The following is a 16,381-nucleotide window of genomic DNA, read 5'->3' as shown; positions in this document are numbered from 1 at the left end:
CCTTTACAGGTTGCAGAAGGTCAGTTCGAAGGCGATGTCGCTGTCCGCCTGGCGAGCGCGGGCGGCGACGTCAGGCGCCACGAAGCGGATGTTGAAGGCGTACTTGTTGGCGCTGATCTCGGGCACCCAGGGCTCGCCGCGCGCAATGCGCACCCGCACCATCTGCGCCGAACGACCGCCCATCATCATCTGGAAGGCCCCGCGGCGTGCCACCTGCTCCTCCGGCCGGCCGCTGGCACGCAGCAGGCGCAGCACGATGACGATGCCGTCGCGGATCGGCAGCATCGGCGCCACCCAGCCCTGCAAGGCGCGGCGACGCGTCTCCGCATCGTTGTTCAGCCAGTGGTGATAGGACGGCAGGTCGAACTCGCAGACGCCGCCCGGGATCGCCGAGCGCGAACGGATGCTCATCAGCCATTCGCTCTCGCGCAGGTACTGGCCGATCTTGCCCGACATCGCCAGCAAGGCCGCCGAAGCGTTCTCGATTTCGTACAGCGCCCCGGACAGGGCTTCCTCGGAAATCTGGGGGTTGTCGCGGAAGGCGCAGAGGATCTGGCGTTGACGTTCCAGCTCCTGCACCAGATCGACCTTCAGGTCGGCACGGCCGGCAACGTCGAGGACTTCGAAAAGAGTGAGCAACGCGGTGTGGTGCTCGTACGCACCATCCGACAACGAGAAATGCAGCACCTTGTCGAAAAGGTCTTCAAGGCGCAGCAGCGTACGGATACGCTCGTTGAAGGGATACTCGTAGGTGATCACCGCGTACCGACCATAGTGCTATTGATTTTCTGGATAAATGGTCTTCTGGCGATCATAGCATGCGTGATGACAGGGCTCAGCCCCAAGTCTTGACATATGCGGCGTGCAATGTATCCACCTGTGCCCGCAAGGTAACAAAATCGCCACCGTTGTCAATGACATCGTCAGCAATGGCGAGCCTCTCGGCGCGACTGGCCTGGCTGTCCATGATGGCGCGGACCTCAGTCTCCGACAACCCGCTGCGCTGCATCACCCTTGCGATCTGCACCGCTTCAGGACAATCGACGACGACGATCCGGGCGCAACGCTCGCGATAGTGCGGGCCGGAATCGACCAACAAGGGCACGACGAGAAGCGCGTAAGAGCCGCCCGCCACCGACAGCTCGGCCTCGGCGGCACTGCGGATCAGCGGATGCAGGATGGCCTGCAGGCGCAAGCGCTGTGCGGGGTCGGCAAACACCAGGCGGCGCATCGCGGCGCGATCGAGCGCACCGTCTGACCCCAGCACCCCGTCACCGAAGCTTGCCCGGATCGCCGGCATGGCCGCGCCGTTGACAGCAGTCAGTCCGTGGGCGACGCGGTCAGTGTCCACCACCGTGATGCCCAGTTCGGCAAAGCGGTCGGCGGCAGCGCTCTTGCCGCTGCCGATGCCGCCGGTGAGGCCGACAACGGGCAGCGCCGGCATCAGGCGCTCGCGCAATCGCTGCGGGCGGCGCCCTTCAGGCGTGCCGCGGCATCGCGGACAAAGCGCTCGACCACGTCCGGCGGACCGCTCAGCTCCACCTGAGCCGCGCCGGGGCCTTCCCGCGCGGTGACGCGCACGCCCTGTACGCCGCGCTTGCCCAGCGCGTCGACCTGGCGCTTGGCGGCCTCCTCCGTACGGAACAAGCCCAGGGAGATGGCATTCTGGGTCGGGCCGACGTCCTGTACGACAAACAGCTCCTGCACGCCGGCCGCGCGCAGCTCTGCGGCGCGCCGCTCGGCCGCCGCCGCATCGCCTTGCGGCGGCAGGTGGACCCACCACGCGCCCGGCGCACCGCCACTGGTCCTGACCCGCAAGGCTGTCACGCCACGGGCAGCCTGCAACACGCCCTGCGCCTGCGTCGAAGTCATGCCGGTGTATTGCAGGCACAGCGCCGCCGAATTCGCGTTGACGACAGCGGGCGCACTGGCGGGCTCCACGGCCGGCTCGGAAACGGATGCCTGGGGCGCTTGCGCCAAAGCAGGCTCAGTGGGGACGGGAGCGGGAGCCGCGCCCTGGGCAACGGCCGGCGGATTCTCCACCCGGATCTTGTCCGGATGCAGCTGGTTCCGCAGGCGCTCGGACTCGCCTCCTTTTGCACCGAACAGATCGAGCCCGAAGGCCGGCGCCAGGACCATGCCTCCGATCACCAGGTTGACAGCCAGCAGCAGAAAGAAGAAGAAGCGCGTCACAGCATTCATCGCGGCGGATTATCCCGCGAGCGGGCGGCGCACAGCAAACCTTCCAGCACGAGCGCCGGCTCGGCCATCGTTCCTGCGGGCATGTGGCCCCCCAGCGCTGCGGCAGCGCCTCCGTGCAGCACGATCGGCGCACCGGGCACCTGGGCAGCCATGCGCTCGATGGCACCCAGCGTGGCCTGCAGGCAACCACCCGAGATGGCATCGGCGGTGTTGTCCGGAATGGCCGACGCGGCGCGACCCAACTCCTCGACCAGCGGCAGGTCGGCGGTACCCTGCGACAGTGCCGCCCGCATCATGGCCAGGCCGGGCAGGATCAGGCCGCCCACGAAGCGCCCGCTGCCGTCCTGCTGCCGCCTGATCACATCGATTGTCGTTGCAGTTCCCGCACCCACCACCAGGCAGGAATCCCCGATCCTTTGCCAGGCGCCGATGGCCGCCGCCCAGCGATCGACCCCCAGCTGCGCCGGACGGGCATAGCCATTTTGCAGGCCTGCGCATCGTTCGCTGCTCTGCAACCAGTCGATCTCGTAGCCGGCCAGGGCGTCACGCAAATGCCCGGCCGCGGCCTCGCCCGCCACGTTGGCCACCAGTACACGCTGCGGCGCGAAACCGGTTGGCAGCGACAGCGGCGCGCCATGTGGCTGGGCCTGTTGCACGAGCCAGCGCGTGCCGTCGTGGCAGCCGTACTTGAGCCGTGAATTGCCGGCGTCGATCAGGAGGTACATGGGTCCTCGCGCAGGCTCAGTTCTCCGCCCAGCAAGCGCAACATGCCGGCCTCGGTATCGAGCAGCAAGGCGCCGTGCTCGTCCACGCCACGACAGATACCGCGCAGCACGCGCTCGTCGTCCACCAGGCGCACCGGCCGCTCCTGCAAGGCATGCAGGTCCTGCCATTCCTCGTGGAACGGCGCGAAGCCGTGCCGCTCGAACAGGTCGAGCACAAGCGCAAGCTGAGACAGCAAGACCGCCAGCAGCACCTCCCGCGATGGCGGAGACCCCGCATCATCAAGCGCCGCCACGGGCTGGTCGACAGCGTCCAGCGCTGCGCTACGGCGCAGGTTGAGGCCGATGCCGATGACGACGGCGGCGCGCTCACCGGTGAGCGAGCTCTCCACCAGCACGCCGCCAAGCTTGCGACCAGCCAGCCAGATGTCGTTGGGCCACTTCAGCCAGACGTCAGCGACACCCAGAGAGGTGAGCGCCCGCGCGATCGCGATGCCGATGCCGAGACTGAGGCCGGCAAGCGCCCGCGCATCATCGAAACGCCACAACAGGGAGAAGGTCAGGCTGTCACCCGGCGTACTGACCCAGGTCCGTCCGCGCCGCCCACGGCCGGCACTCTGGGTAGCCGCCACGACGACCGTGCCGGACCCCGCCCCGGCCTGGGCACGGGACAGCAGTTCGGTATTGGTGGAAGCACAGGCGTCGAGATGATCGACATCGAAGCGCGTTGCCAGCGGGCCAAGGGCAAGGCGCAGCTGATCGTAGTCGAAGGCAACAGTCACGGGGCGGCGGGTACGGGCGGGAACACCCGCAGTTTACGCCAGCCGCCGCCATGCGCGCCGGCTCAGCGGCGCGAAGCGCTCATGCGCTCACTCGCCCGCGGTATCCGCGTGGCCACCATCGATACCCAGCTCCTGGATCTTGCGGGTAATGGTGTTGCGACCGATGCCCAGCAACTGCGCAGCCTCGACACGACGTCCGCCGGTAGCGGCCAGCGCCCGCAGGATCAGGGCTTTCTCGAAATCGCGGTTGAGGCGATCGAAGACATGACCAGGATCCGCCGTCAGCAGGCGGTCAGCCTCGCCATTCAGCGCGGACAGCCAGTCGCCGCCCAGCGCCGCCGCGGCAGCCGGTGCACTCTCGCGCATGTCGGACGGCAGGTCCGCCACATCTACCAGCTGCCCGGGCGCCATGACGGTCAGCCAATGGCACAGGTTTTCCAGCTGGCGCACGTTGCCCGCAAAGTCCTGCTGCTGCAGGAACTTCAGTGCGGCCTCCGACAGGCGCTTGGGCTCGACACCCAGGTCCTGCGCACTCTTGGCCAGGAAGTGGCGCGCCAGCAGCGGGATGTCCTCACGACGCTCGCGCAGCGGAGGCAGGCGCAGGCGGATGACGTTGAGGCGATGGAACAAGTCCTCGCGAAACAGGCCGTCGCGCACCCGGTGCTCCAGGTTCTGGTGAGTGGCCGCGATGACCCGCACATTGGCCTTCACCGGCGTGTGGCCACCGACGCGATAGAAATGCCCGTCGGACAACACGCGCAGCAGCCGGGTCTGCAATTCGGCCGGCATGTCGCCGATCTCGTCGAGGAACAGCGTGCCACCCTCCGCCTGTTCGAAACGGCCGCGACGCTGGTTGGTCGCGCCGGTGAACGCGCCACGCTCGTGGCCAAACAACTCGGATTCAAGCAGGTCGCGCGGAATCGCCGCCGTGTTGATCGCGATGAACGGACCTTCGCGGCGCGGGCTGTGGCGATGCAGCGCACGCGCCACCAGTTCCTTGCCGGTGCCGGACTCGCCGTTGATGAGCACGGTGGCATGCGATTGCGACAGACGCCCGATGGCGCGGAAGACCTCTTGCATCGAACCGGCCTGGCCGAGGATTTCCGGCACCGCCGTGGTGGCCTCCTCTGCACCAGCGCGGTGCATGCTCTGCTCGAGCGCACGCCGCAACAGGTCCAGCGCCTGATCCACGTCGAAAGGCTTCGGCAGGTACTCGAAAGCGCCCCCCTGGAAAGCGGCCACGGCGCTGTCCAGGTCTGAGTAGGCGGTCATGATGATGACCGGCAGGGTCGGCATGCGCTCCTTGGCCTTGTGCAGCAGGACCAGTCCGGACTCGCCCGGCATGTGGATATCGGAGATCAGCACCTGCGGGCCCGGCGCGCCGGAGTCGAGAACGGCCAGCGCCTCGGTGGCAGCCTGGAAACTTCGGTAAGCGATGTTCTCGCGAGCGAGTGCCTTTTCCAGCACCCAGCGGATGGAGCGATCGTCGTCGACAATCCAGACAGGATTCATGGGGTCATCCAGTTCGTTGCAGCCAATTCACTTGGCATTATTGTGCTTCAGACACCCTGCGATATGGGCAGCAGGATGGTGAAACGGGTACGCCCCGGAACGCTGTCGACGTCGATCGTGCCTTGATGCTGCTCGATGAAGCTCTGCGCAATCGACAAGCCCAGTCCGCTACCGCCTTCGCGCCCCGACACCAGGGGGTAGAAGATCTTGTCGCGGATGTCCTCGGGGATACCGGGGCCGTTGTCGATCACTTGCAATTCCAGTGCCAGCTTGTGGCGGCGCTTGGCCAGTGTCACCTGCCGCACGGCACGCGTGCGTAGCGTGACTTCGCCGTCGCCATCCATGGCCTGCGCGGCATTGCGCGCAATGTTCAGCACTGACTGGATCAGCTGTTCACGGTCGGCCGTCAGCTTGGGCAAGCTGACGTCATAATCGCGACGCATGCGCATGTCGGGGAATTCTGCCTGGATGAGCTTCAGCACCCGCTCCAGCACATCATGGATGTTGAGCGGCGCCGGATGCATCATGCGATGCGAATTCAGCAGCCGGTTCATCAGGTCCTGCAGGCGGTCCGCCTCGGCGATGATGACCTGGGTGTACTCACGCCACTGCGGGTCGTCGAGCTCGCGCTCCAGCAACTGGGCGGAGCCACGGATGCCCCCGAGGGGATTCTTGATCTCATGCGCCAGGTTGCGCACCAGTTCGCGGTTGGCCTGCTGCTGCTGCGCCAACTGCTCTTCGCGTGCAACGCGCAGCTGCGCATCGATCGGCCGGAACTCCAGCAACAGGCGGGCGGGCGCGACATTCACCGGCGTCACCGTGCAATCGAGCTGGATCTGCGACTGGTTGTTGCGACGGACCGTCACGTTCTGGCCGGTGTAGCTCCAGTTGTTGGACATCGCATTGTCGAGCGCGGGGCGCAGGCCCGGCGGGTCACCAAGGATGGCCGACAGCGGGCGGCCGATCTGCTGGCGGGTGCTGACGGCGAAGAGGTTCTCGGCCGACGGATTCAGGTAGCAGACAGCGCCGGCCGCGTCGATCAGCACCACGGCCGACGACAGCAGTTCGAGGCCGGCTGTCGCGCGTGCAAACTCAGTGGGCTGGGGGGCCTGCGCCGGCGCTACGTCTGCCGGCGCGTTGGCGCTATGCGGGTGCATGCTCGACTCGGTCATGAGGGCATTTCGAGCAAGAAGCGCGCCATCATGGGGCACGAGCCCCCGGTGCGCGCGGGGCACTAGCGAAGGTTGCCGATTTCCTTGCGGATGGCTTCGGTATTGCGCTCGTGAAGCGCCACCTTGTCCTTGAAGGGCTGCAGGCGGTCGAGCACGCGCTGGTAGTTCTTCTCGTCGCCGTTGCGGATCGACTCCTGCTCGGCCAGCGCCTTCTTCGCTTCGTCCAGCAACTTCTCTTCGTTGGACAACTCGGTTTCGAGAATCTTGCGACGGTCGTTGTCGCGGGCACGCTGGGTATCGCCATCCACCTTCGGGAAGCTCGACGGCGTGGGGGTGCTGGCTGCCGGTGCGCGCTTGGGCATGGTCACCGTGCTGACCGATTGCTCGCGTGACATCAGCGTGCAGTTCTTCTGCCCGGGACCCGGCTTGTCGTTGGTATAGGTGACATGGCCGGCGTCGTCCGTGCATTTGTAGATGTCCGCCTGCGCAGTGCCGGCCATGAACAGGCCCAGCAGGATCAGTACATGCAATCGGTTCATGTTCAACCTTGGGATGCCGATCCTCGGAGTGTAGGCCCGCCACCCGGAAACGCAAAGCCTGCGCGGCCTGCCGGCCGACGAATGAAAAAGGACGGGCACAAGGCCCGTCCTTTCCGGCCCGCCACCGCGGAGCAGAAGCCCCACGGCGCAGTGATCGACCTGCGATCAGACCGAGTAGTACATGTCGAACTCGACCGGGTGCGTGGTCATGCGGAAACGCTGCACTTCCTCGTACTTCAGGTCGATGTAGGCACCGATCATCTCTTCCGAGAACACGCCGCCACGGGTCAGGAACTCGTGATCCTTCTCCAGGTACTCCAGAGCCTGTTCCAGGCTGGAGCAGACGGTCGGGATCTTCGCGTCTTCTTCCGGCGGCAGGTCGTACAGGTTCTTGTCGGCCGGGTCGCCCGGGTGGATCTTGTTCTGCACGCCGTCCAGGCCGGCCATCATCAGGGCGGCGAAGCACAGGTACGGGTTCGCGCCCGGATCCGGGAAGCGGGTCTCGATACGGCGGGCCTTGTCGCTGTTCACGAACGGGATGCGGATCGAGGCCGAACGGTTCTTGGCCGAGTAGGCCAGCTTCACCGGCGCTTCGTAGCCCGGGACCAGACGCTTGTAGGAGTTGGTCAGCGGGTTGGTGATGGCGTTCAGCGCGCGGGCGTGCTTGATGATGCCGCCGATGTAGTACAGCGCGAACTCGGACATGCCGGCGTAGCCGTTGCCTGCGAACAGGTTCTTGCCGTCCTTCCAGATCGACTGGTGAACGTGCATGCCGGAACCGTTGTCGCCGACGATGGGCTTCGGCATGAAGGTGGCGGTCTTGCCGTACTGGTGTGCAACGTTGTGCACGACGTACTTCAGGACCTGGGTCCAGTCGGCGCGACGCACCAGCGTGTTGAACTTGGTGCCGATTTCGTTCTGACCGGCGGTCGCCACTTCGTGGTGGTGCACTTCGACCGGAATGCCGATGGCTTCCAGTGCCAGCACCATGGCGGCACGGATGTCGTTGGCGGAGTCGATCGGGGGAACCGGGAAGTAACCACCCTTCACGCCCGGACGGTGACCGGTGTTGCCACCTTCGAACTTCTCGCCGGAGGACCAGGCTGCTTCTTCAGCGAAGATCTTGTGGTACGCGCCGGACATGTCCACCTTCCACTCCACGGAGTCGAAGATGAAGAATTCGGGTTCCGGACCGAAATAGGCGGTGTCGCCCAGGCCGGTGCTCTTCAGGTAGGCCTCGGCACGCTTGGCGATCGAGCGCGGGTCGCGGTCGTAGCCCTTGCCGTCGGACGGCTCGACGACGTCGCAGGTGATGACGACGGTGGTTTCGTCGAAGAACGGATCAATGTAGGCGGTGGCCGGATCCGGCATCAGCAGCATGTCGGAAGCCTGGATGCCCTTCCAGCCGGCGATCGACGAACCGTCGAAAGCATGGCCGTCGGTGAACTTGTCTTCACCGAAAGCGCTGATGGGCACACCGACGTGCTGTTCCTTGCCACGGGTGTCGGTGAAACGGAAATCGACGAACTTGACGTCGTTTTCCTTGACCAGATTGATCACGTCTTGAGGGGTCATAATCACTCCTAGAGTTAAGCCAGATTTCCGAAAACTTGTCCGCAGCCGCACGCGGGGTACGACTGCAGCAAAACCGAAGCGGGGATGCGACAACCGTTGCGCCGGAACTACGATGGCTTCGTCTTGCGATGAAGCTGCGGCGGCAGGCGACCGCAGCAGAGGAAGCACTTACCATGCCACAGCAAGCCGCGATCTGCCCATTGTGCCATAAGCAAATTCCTACAGTTGCGACTCACAGAATGCACCTCATTGGTGCGATCAATCGCAAGACGCTCCAGTTTGGTGCGTTTTGGGCTTGCGTCGCCTGCCTCGCATCAGGCATGCCGTCATGAATTCCGGTGCCTTGCACAGCGTCGGTGCCATCCCTACATTCCTCAATCATCCCTTCAGACGCTGGAATCACCGCCCATGACCGCCTTGTCCGAAATCCTTGAACAAGCCAGATCGCGCGCCACTCAGTTGCGTGTTCCCTATGCCGGCTGCGTGAGGCCTGCGGAGGCCCATGCCCTGCTGCAGGGGCAGCCCGGTGCGAAGCTGGTGGATGTGCGCACCCGCGCCGAACTGGACTGGGTGGGCCGGATTCCCGGCGCAATCGAGATCGAATGGAACTCCTGGCCCGGCAGCGTTCCCAATCCGAATTTCGTCGGCGAGCTTCGTCGCCAGATCGAGCCGGAAGTGCCGGTGCTGTTCATCTGCCGCAGCGGCGCACGCTCGCACGCTGCAGCGGTGGCGGCGAGTGCCGCCGGCTTCGCCAGCAGCTTCAACGTGCTGGAAGGCTTCGAGGGCGATCGCGACCCGCAGGGCCATCGCGGCCAGCTGGGCGGCTGGCGCTACGCCGGGCTGCCGTGGGCACAGAGCTGAGACCCAAGGCAAGGTGCGTCGTAGCGCTCAGGAGTAGAATCGCGGGCCTGAGCGGCCGACACCCAGGCCGCCACTTCGCCATCGAGTCGTCATGCAAGTCGCCACCATCAGTTTTGACCGCTTCAACACGCTTCGCGACGAGGAGGCCCACGAGCGCATCCGCGCCGCCAAGGCCAAACTCGGCAAGCGCGTCGTGCTGCTGGTGCACCACTACCAGCGCGCCGACGTCTATCAGCATCACGACCTGACCGGCGACTCGTTGAAGCTGTCGCGGCTGGCCTCGCAGACCGACGCCGAATTCATCGTCTTCTGCGGCGTGCATTTCATGGCGGAAGTCGCGGACATCCTGTCGAAGCCCGAGCAGATTTCCATCCTGCCCGACCTCGCCGCCGGTTGTTCGATGGCCGACATGGCCAACCTCGCGAAGGTCGAGCGCAGCTGGCGCGAACTCGCCGAGGTGCTGGGCGAAGATCCCGACAAGCTCGTCACGCCCGTCACCTACATCAACTCCGCGGCAGACCTGAAGGCGTTCTGCGGCGAGCATGGCGGCATCGTGTGCACTTCCAGCAACGCGCCGACCATCCTCGACTGGAGCTTCGCGCAGCGCGAGAAGATCCTGTTCTTCCCGGACCAGCACCTGGGCCGCTGGAGCGGCTACAAGAAGGGCATTCCGCTGGAAGACATGCTGGTGTGGGACCCGGACCTGCCGCATGGCGGCCTGGAGCCGGCCGACATCAAGCGCGCGAAGATGCTGCTATGGAAGGGGCACTGCTCGGTGCACCAGATGTTCCAGCCTTCGCACATCATCAAGTGGCGCAACAAGTATCCGGATGGCATCGTCATCTCGCACCCGGAAAGCGCGTTCGAAGTCTGCAAGCAATCCGACTACGTCGGCTCCACCGAGTACATCCTGAAGACCGTGAAGGATGCTGCGCCGAACACGCGCTGGCTGGTGGGCACCGAGCTGAACCTGGTCAGCCGGCTGGCCGAGGAAGTGAAGCACGAAGGCAAGATCGTCGAGTTCATGGCGCCCATGGTGTGCATGTGCTCCACCATGCAGCGCATCGACCCCCAGCATCTCGCCTGGACGCTGGAGAATCTCGCCGAGGGCAAGGTGGTCAACCGCATCACGGTGCCGGAACACGAGGCCGCGCTGGCCAGGCTGTCGCTGGAGCGCATGCTGGCCGTGTCCTGAAGCATCGCAGCGCAAACGACGAGGGCCAGCAGATGCTGGCCCTCGTCGTTTGCAGCGTTCGCCCGGCGGGCTCAGTCGTACTTGATCGAGCACCCATAGGCACGCGTCGTCGCCACCGTGATCGGCTTGCCCGCCAGCGATTCATCCAGCGCCGCGCTGACGTAGTTCTTCGAGGTCTTCACATGGTCGGGGTTGGCGCTGCGGCGATCATCGATCGCGCCGTAGTAGGCCACCTTGCCCTGCGGGTCCACGATGTACATCGCCGGCGTGTTCTGCGAGTTGTAGGCACGCGCGACTTCGCTCTTGCCATCCATCAGCAGCGCGGTCATCGCCGCATTCTTGTCCTTCGCCCATTTGCCGAGGTCCGCCGGCTTGATGTATTCGCTGGATACGGTGTTGGTGGAATTGACCGCCAGCCACACCACGCCCTTGCCGGTGTAGGTCTTCTGCAGGCTCTGCATGTTCTGGCTGTCGTAGTGCTTCTGCACGTACGGACAATGCGGGTTGTTCCATTCGAGCACCACGTACTTGCCGCGATAGTCCGACAGCTTCACCGGCTTGCCGTCAGTGCTGCTGAGGGTGAAATCCGGCGCGGGCTGGCCGACGCTCACCGCCCAGGCGGGCACGGCGCTCAACAGCAGGCAGACAAGCAGGGGCTTCATCGCCACCTTCGTACGATTCTTCATGGTGAGGTCTCCGTGAGTGCATCCAGCACGATGTCGGGGGTGAGTATCTCGGGCAACAGCACCGGCGCCTGGCCGGGTCTCTGTACAACATAGACCGGCACGCCCTTGCGGCCCAGTGCGTCGAGGGCCTGCGTGATGGCCGGGTCATAGCGTGTCCAGTCCGCCCGCAGCGGTACGAAACCAGCACGGGCAAAGGCATCACGGACGTCCTCACGATGCAGGACCAGGCGTTTGTTGACCTGGCAGGTCACGCACCAGGCCGCGGTGAAATCCACGAACACGCCACGACCGGCCGCCAGGTGTTCCTGCACCGCTTGCGGCGACCAGACCGCCCAGCTGTCTGCGGCGCCACGGGCCGACGCCGTCGCGCCACGCTCGCCGCCTTCGTCGTCGCGCGCAGCCTGCAGCAGCACGGCCAGCGTGCAGGCCAGCACCGCGACGCTGACGAACTGCCAGGCCCGCCCACCGCCGCCCTGCCGTTGTCGCCAGGCCCATGCGGCGCACGCCACCAGCACCAGCGCCATGCCCAGCCAGGCCATCGCGCCGGCCCCGCGCTGCTCGCCCAGCACCCAGGCCAGCCAGACCGTCGTGGCATACAGCGGAAAGGCCAGCGCCTGCTTGAAGCGCTGCATCCAGGCGCCGGGCTTCGGCAACCAGCGCCGGGCCCGGGACCAGCAGGCCAGTGCGACGAATGGCAGGGCCATGCCCAGGCCGAGGAACGCGAACACCCACAGCGCCTGCCACGCGGACTGGCCGATCGCATACCCCAGCGCCGCGCCCATGAACGGCGCCGTGCAGGGCGAGGCGGCAAACACCGCCAGCACGCCGGTGCCGAAAGCCTGCGCGGCCCCTTGATGCTTACCTGCACCCACCGACGCGGCCTGCCCGAACTCGAACACGCCGGAGAGATTCAGGCCCATCACGAAGAACAGCATGGCGAGGGCCACCACGAAGGCCGGCGACTGCAGCTGGAAGCCCCAGCCCAGTTGATGCCCCGCCGCGCGCAGGCCGATGAGCAACAATGCCAGCAGCAGGAAGCTCGCCACCACGCCCACCGCGTAGGCGGCCGCATGCATGCGCGCCTGCCGGGGCTGTTCATCCTTCGCCAGTGCGAGGAGCTTGATGGACAGCACCGGGAAGACGCAGGGCATCAGGTTCAGGATGGCGCCGCCGAGAAACGCCAGCAGCAGGGCGCCCCACAGGCCACCAGACGGTGCCGGCGACACCACTGGTGCCGCGCTGACCGGTGCATCGACCGATGCATCGACCTCCAGCACCCGCGCCCGCCCGTCAGCGTCCTCGACAACCAGCAAGCCGTGCAGCCGATCCAGCGGGCCGACAGGCTGCACGGCGGGCGGGACATCCAGCGTGAAACCAGCGGCATCGACCTGCAGCACCTGCCGGCCGGACGCCTCGACCAAGCCTTCGCCATAGGGGAAGTACTGCGCCTGGCTCACGCCGGCCTCGCCCGGCGTGCGGACCACGAGCCGGGCGTGGCCTTCATGCCGGTTGGCCGACAGCGTCCAGCCGGCAACGGCCTGTGGACGCCGCGCATCCACGCCCGCGAACAAAGGCTGCAAGGGCCCCGCTGCGGCCTGTGCCGCAACGGGCATCCGCAGTTCGAATTCGCCCTCTTCCGGAATGCACTTGACCTGGCACACCAGCCAGGTCGCAGCCAGTCGCAACGTGACCCCGGGTGCCGTCAGGCCGGCAGGCACCGCGATGCTGACAGGCAGGAGGTGGTCGCCCTCATACCCGTAATTGGTGAGCGGCCCCACAGGCAGCGCATGCGGCGCCGGCCACTCGATCTCGCCCGCCGAGAACCCCTCGGGCAGATTCCATGTCAACGTTGGAGGCTCGCCCGAATCACCGGGGTTGCGCCAGTAGGTATGCCAGCCGGGCGCATGCTCGATACGCAGCCCCGCACGCAGGGGCTGGCCCGGCACGACGGCCTGCTGCAAGGTGACGAGGCTGGCACGCACATGCGGCGTCTGCAGCACGTGCGCATCCTGCGCCCACGCTGCACGGGTCAGGCCAAGCAAACAGACCAACAGCCAGAGACGGATGGACATGCACTTTCCCGACGCAGGACGACTACACGACGATGTAGCCGGAGACTACAAGATGATGGCAAAGTTTCGCCATCGCGGCCGCACAGGCAATCCATGCAGACACTGAGCGTTTGCACCTACAACATCCACAAGGGTTTCTCGCAGTTCAACCGCCGCCTCATGGTGCACGAATTGCGGGAGCGCTTGCGCGGACTCAACCCCGACATCCTCTTCCTGCAGGAAGTCCAGGGACAGCACAGCCGCCATGCCCTGCGCCACAACGACTGGCCCGCACACGGCCAGCATGAGTTCCTGGCGGAGGACAACTGGCAGGCCGCCTACGGACACAACGCCGTGTATGGTCATGGCCACCATGGCAATGCCGTGCTGTCGCGTTTCCCGATCACGGCAGCCGCCAACCATGACGTCAGCCTGACACGTCTGGAGCGGCGCGGGTTGCTGCATTGCGAGCTGGAACTGGGCAAGCGCACCGTACATGGCATCTGCGTGCACCTGTCGCTGACCGAGTACCAGCGCCGGCGCCAGCTGGAGCTACTGGCCGAGCACGTGGAGCACAACATCCCGCACGATGCGCCGCTGATCATCGCCGGTGACTTCAATGACTGGCGGGTGCACGCCAGCGACTGGCTGGCCGAACGGCTCAGCCTGCACGAGGCCTTCACCGAGTTCGACGAGCAGCCCGCGCGCAGCTTTCCCAGCAGCATGCCGGTACTGCGGCTGGACCGCATCTACCTGCGCGGCCTGCGCGTGCGCGACGCACAGGTCCATTCCGGATCGCGCTGGGCAAAGCTGTCCGACCACTCGCCACTGACTGCCGAACTGGAGCTGGTTGCTTGAGCATGGAGGTGCTCGGCGGTAATGACATCCGGCTGCTGGAAAGTGGGGCCCAGTACTTTCCGGCCTTGCTGGCAGCCATCGCCGAAGCACGCTCCGAGGTCCATCTGGAAACCTACATCTACGAAGCCGACGCGACGGGCGAGCGCATCACCGCCGCGTTGATCGACGCGGTCAAGCGTGGCATCGCGGTGCGGGTGATGGTGGACGGCTTCGGTGGCCGCAGCTTTGTGCGCGACACCGCGCTGCGCCTGCTGGATGCGGGCGTGGAGGTGATGATCTTCCGCCGCGAGATCGCCGCGCTGAACATGCGCCGCCACCGCCTGCGCCGCCTGCATCGCAAACTGGTGGTGGTGGATGCCCGCCTGGCTTTCGTCGGCGGCATCAACATCATCGACGACATGAACACCCCGGCGCAGATACCGCCGCGCTTCGACTATGCCGTACGGATAGAAGGTCCTCTGCTGTCGGAGATCCACCAGGCGGCGCTGAGCCTGTGGATGCGCCTGCGCTGGGCCGACTTTCACCACCGCCCCGACGAGCAGCCGCGGCTGCAGCCGGTGACGCGCAGCGTCGGGACGCGCCGGGCTGCATTCGTGGTGCGCGACAACCTGCGTCACCGTCGCGACATCGAGGTCGCCTACCTGGACGCCATCGAGCAGGCCCGCCACGAGGTCATCCTCGCCAACGCCTATTTCCTGCCCGGCTGGCGCTTCCGGCGTGCGCTGATGGATGCCGCAGCGCGCGGCGTGAAGGTCACGCTCCTGCTGCAGGGCCGCGTCGAATACTGGCTGCTGCACCATGCCTGCCGCGCCCTCTACCCGACGCTGCTGGACGCCGGCGTGCGCATCATCGAATACCGCCTGAGCTTTCTGCATGCCAAGGTGGCGGTTGTGGACCAGGACTGGGCCACCGTCGGGTCCAGCAACATCGACCCGTTCAGCCTGATGCTGGCGCGCGAGGCCAACGTGGTGGTGCGCGACATCGGCTTCACCACTGAACTGCGGGTCAGCCTGCAGCGCGCGATGGCCGAGGGGGGCGAGAATCTCACCCGCAAGCGCTGGCGCCGCCAACCCTTTTTCGTGCGCGGGCTGAGCTGGGCCGCGTATGGCCTGGTGCGGCTGCTGATCGGCGTGGCGGGCTATGCCCGGGAACGCCCGGAGCGCTGACAGCGGGGCTGCTCAGCCTTCTGGCCAGGCCACCGCGCGCATGCGTGGAATGCGCGCCCTGTCCCAGTGGGCGATCGCCCAGCGCCACAGTTCGGCAAGGCTGGCATCGGCCCAGTCGGCCGGCAGGGGCTGGCCCAGGAAGCGCAGTGCGCCGGCGAGTGTCCGCGCCGGCGCGGTGACGTCCAGGGCGCGGGCGAGGGTCTGCTTGGACAGCTTCTCCCCCTGCATGTTGGTCGCGACGGGAAGATGCAGGTACTGCGGCGTCGGGTAGTCCAGTTGCTGCTGCAGGTAGATCTGGCGCAGCGTGGAGTCCAGCAGGTCGGCACCGCGGACCACATGCGTCACGCCCTGCTCCGCATCGTCCACGACGACCGCCAGCTGGTAGGCAAACAATCCATCGGCCCGCAGCAGCACGAAGTCGCCGACATCGCGCTCGAGGTCTTCGCTGACCTCGCCCTGCAGCAGGTCGACGAAACGCAACACGCCGGGTTGCGTGCGCAGCCGCCAGGCGCGCGCCTCGCGCCCCGCGGGCAGCCCGGACCGGCAAGTACCGGGGTAGCGCCGCGAACCGTCGCGGGCCAGTGCCGAATCGGCCATCTCGCGGCGCGTGCAGGCACATGGATAAACCGCAGATTTGTCACGCAAGCGTGTCAGCGCTGCGTGGTAATGTCGTTCCCGACGACTCTGCCATAGCAGTTCGCCATCCCACTCGAAGCCGAGGGCTTCCAGTTGCAGCAGGATGGTGTCTGCGGCCCCCGGCACGCAGCGCGGCGCATCGACATCTTCCATGCGCAGCAACCAGCGGCCACCGGCATGGCGGGCGTCCAGACAGGAGCCCAACGCCGCCACCAGCGACCCGAAATGCAGGGGGCCGGTAGGCGACGGGGCGAAGCGACCAACGTAGTCGCGGCAAGAGACAGAATGATCGGAAGCCGGATTCGTCATGTGGGTGGCGCGATCCACGGCTCCGACGGGCAGAGGTGACGGGGGCACGGCAGATGCTGTCGACATTCCATATTTTCTCGCGCCATTCGTGGGCGCAGGGCGCATCCCTGAAGCG

At 66.2% G+C, this 16,381-nt stretch carries 16 protein-coding genes; 4 read left to right on the top strand and 12 right to left on the bottom strand.

What is annotated here, in order from left to right; translation table 11 throughout:
• Positions 1-3: 3 nt before the first annotated feature.
• The 9 genes from zapD to glnA form a co-directional block, all read right to left on the bottom strand.
• A complete protein-coding gene (zapD, locus tag VVD47_RS15450; RefSeq protein WP_327604381.1) occupies positions 4-759 on the bottom strand; it encodes a cell division protein ZapD in 756 nt (251 codons plus the stop codon).
• 76 nt (positions 760-835) lie between these two features.
• Positions 836-1,444: a dephospho-CoA kinase gene (gene coaE, locus VVD47_RS15445; protein ID WP_327604380.1), complete on the bottom strand. Its 609-nt coding sequence runs from the start codon at positions 1,442-1,444 to the stop codon at positions 836-838.
• Positions 1,444-2,202: an SPOR domain-containing protein gene (locus VVD47_RS15440; RefSeq protein ID WP_327604379.1), complete on the bottom strand. Its 759-nt coding sequence runs from the start codon at positions 2,200-2,202 to the stop codon at positions 1,444-1,446. Before VVD47_RS15440 ends, coaE begins: the two co-directional genes overlap by 1 nt.
• Entirely contained in the window at positions 2,199-2,927 is a 729-nt protein-coding gene (locus VVD47_RS15435) for a type III pantothenate kinase (protein WP_327604378.1), read from the bottom strand. Before VVD47_RS15435 ends, VVD47_RS15440 begins: the two co-directional genes overlap by 4 nt.
• Complete coding sequence (locus VVD47_RS15430; protein ID WP_327604377.1) at positions 2,915-3,706, bottom strand: biotin--[acetyl-CoA-carboxylase] ligase; 792 nt, start codon at positions 3,704-3,706, stop codon at positions 2,915-2,917. The genes VVD47_RS15435 and VVD47_RS15430 overlap by 13 nt, the downstream gene beginning before the upstream one ends.
• Before the next feature lie 87 nt (positions 3,707-3,793).
• The gene (ntrC, locus tag VVD47_RS15425) at positions 3,794-5,218 is read right to left on the bottom strand and encodes a nitrogen regulation protein NR(I) (protein WP_327604376.1); all 1,425 of its coding nucleotides are present in this window, start codon (positions 5,216-5,218) and stop codon (positions 3,794-3,796) included.
• 47 nt (positions 5,219-5,265) lie between these two features.
• Positions 5,266-6,390, bottom strand: a complete 1,125-nt coding sequence (gene glnL / locus VVD47_RS15420) for a nitrogen regulation protein NR(II) (RefSeq protein ID WP_327604375.1) — start codon at positions 6,388-6,390, stop codon at positions 5,266-5,268.
• 62 nt (positions 6,391-6,452) lie between these two features.
• Positions 6,453-6,929, bottom strand: a complete 477-nt coding sequence (locus tag VVD47_RS15415; protein ID WP_327604374.1) for a DUF4124 domain-containing protein — start codon at positions 6,927-6,929, stop codon at positions 6,453-6,455.
• Positions 6,930-7,094: 165 nt separating this feature from the next.
• The gene (glnA, locus tag VVD47_RS15410) at positions 7,095-8,504 is read right to left on the bottom strand and encodes a type I glutamate--ammonia ligase (RefSeq protein WP_327604373.1); all 1,410 of its coding nucleotides are present in this window, start codon (positions 8,502-8,504) and stop codon (positions 7,095-7,097) included.
• A 408-nt stretch (positions 8,505-8,912) separates the two neighbouring features.
• Here glnA and VVD47_RS15405 point away from each other — a divergent pair, with 408 nt between their 5' ends.
• A complete protein-coding gene (locus VVD47_RS15405) occupies positions 8,913-9,365 on the top strand; it encodes a rhodanese-like domain-containing protein (RefSeq protein WP_327604372.1) in 453 nt (150 codons plus the stop codon).
• Positions 9,366-9,456: 91 nt separating this feature from the next.
• A complete protein-coding gene (gene nadA / locus VVD47_RS15400) occupies positions 9,457-10,560 on the top strand; it encodes a quinolinate synthase NadA (RefSeq protein WP_327604371.1) in 1,104 nt (367 codons plus the stop codon).
• Between the two features lie 71 nt (positions 10,561-10,631).
• On the opposite strand, the gene VVD47_RS15395 is transcribed toward nadA, so the two are convergent.
• Both VVD47_RS15395 and VVD47_RS15390 read right to left on the bottom strand, forming a co-directional pair.
• Positions 10,632-11,246, bottom strand: a complete 615-nt coding sequence (locus tag VVD47_RS15395; RefSeq protein WP_327604370.1) for a thioredoxin family protein — start codon at positions 11,244-11,246, stop codon at positions 10,632-10,634.
• Positions 11,243-13,318, bottom strand: a complete 2,076-nt coding sequence (locus VVD47_RS15390) for a protein-disulfide reductase DsbD family protein (RefSeq protein WP_327604369.1) — start codon at positions 13,316-13,318, stop codon at positions 11,243-11,245. The genes VVD47_RS15395 and VVD47_RS15390 overlap by 4 nt, the downstream gene beginning before the upstream one ends.
• Positions 13,319-13,411: 93 nt before the next feature.
• Between VVD47_RS15390 and VVD47_RS15385 the strand changes: the two genes are divergently transcribed.
• Complete coding sequence (locus VVD47_RS15385; RefSeq protein WP_327604368.1) at positions 13,412-14,155, top strand: endonuclease/exonuclease/phosphatase family protein; 744 nt, start codon at positions 13,412-13,414, stop codon at positions 14,153-14,155.
• Positions 14,156-14,157: 2 nt separating this feature from the next.
• Positions 14,158-15,321 carry a cardiolipin synthase ClsB gene (gene clsB, locus VVD47_RS15380; RefSeq protein WP_327604654.1) on the top strand — a complete coding sequence of 388 codons (1,164 nt, stop codon included), beginning with the start codon at positions 14,158-14,160 and terminating at the stop codon, positions 15,319-15,321.
• 12 nt (positions 15,322-15,333) lie between these two features.
• Here the strand turns inward: clsB and gluQRS are convergent, their stop codons facing one another.
• A complete protein-coding gene (gluQRS, locus tag VVD47_RS15375) occupies positions 15,334-16,266 on the bottom strand; it encodes a tRNA glutamyl-Q(34) synthetase GluQRS (RefSeq protein WP_327604653.1) in 933 nt (310 codons plus the stop codon).
• Positions 16,267-16,381: the final 115 nt, after the last annotated feature.

The organism is Uliginosibacterium sp. H1, assembly GCF_036017065.1.
Classification (GTDB): Bacteria; Pseudomonadota; Gammaproteobacteria; order Burkholderiales; family Rhodocyclaceae; genus Uliginosibacterium.
The sequence above is the reverse complement of the archived record's forward strand: the minus strand, read 5'-3'. Positions and strand labels throughout refer to the sequence as shown.

Coding starts and splice junctions, on each gene's coding strand:
- VVD47_RS15405 (WP_327604372.1), top strand. CDS start 8,913: ATGACCGCCTTGTCCGAAATCCTTGAACAAGCCAGATCGCGCGCCACT.
- clsB (WP_327604654.1), top strand. CDS start 14,158: ATGGAGGTGCTCGGCGGTAATGACATCCGGCTGCTGGAAAGTGGGGCC.
- VVD47_RS15415 (WP_327604374.1), bottom strand. CDS start 6,929: ATGAACCGATTGCATGTACTGATCCTGCTGGGCCTGTTCATGGCCGGC.
- gluQRS (WP_327604653.1), bottom strand. CDS start 16,266: ATGACGAATCCGGCTTCCGATCATTCTGTCTCTTGCCGCGACTACGTT.
- coaE (WP_327604380.1), bottom strand. CDS start 1,444: ATGCCGGCGCTGCCCGTTGTCGGCCTCACCGGCGGCATCGGCAGCGGC.
- VVD47_RS15395 (WP_327604370.1), bottom strand. CDS start 11,246: ATGAAGAATCGTACGAAGGTGGCGATGAAGCCCCTGCTTGTCTGCCTG.
- VVD47_RS15390 (WP_327604369.1), bottom strand. CDS start 13,318: ATGTCCATCCGTCTCTGGCTGTTGGTCTGTTTGCTTGGCCTGACCCGT.
- VVD47_RS15440 (WP_327604379.1), bottom strand. CDS start 2,202: ATGAATGCTGTGACGCGCTTCTTCTTCTTTCTGCTGCTGGCTGTCAAC.
- glnL (WP_327604375.1), bottom strand. CDS start 6,390: ATGACCGAGTCGAGCATGCACCCGCATAGCGCCAACGCGCCGGCAGAC.
- glnA (WP_327604373.1), bottom strand. CDS start 8,504: ATGACCCCTCAAGACGTGATCAATCTGGTCAAGGAAAACGACGTCAAG.
- ntrC (WP_327604376.1), bottom strand. CDS start 5,218: ATGAATCCTGTCTGGATTGTCGACGACGATCGCTCCATCCGCTGGGTG.
- nadA (WP_327604371.1), top strand. CDS start 9,457: ATGCAAGTCGCCACCATCAGTTTTGACCGCTTCAACACGCTTCGCGAC.
- VVD47_RS15385 (WP_327604368.1), top strand. CDS start 13,412: ATGCAGACACTGAGCGTTTGCACCTACAACATCCACAAGGGTTTCTCG.
- VVD47_RS15435 (WP_327604378.1), bottom strand. CDS start 2,927: ATGTACCTCCTGATCGACGCCGGCAATTCACGGCTCAAGTACGGCTGC.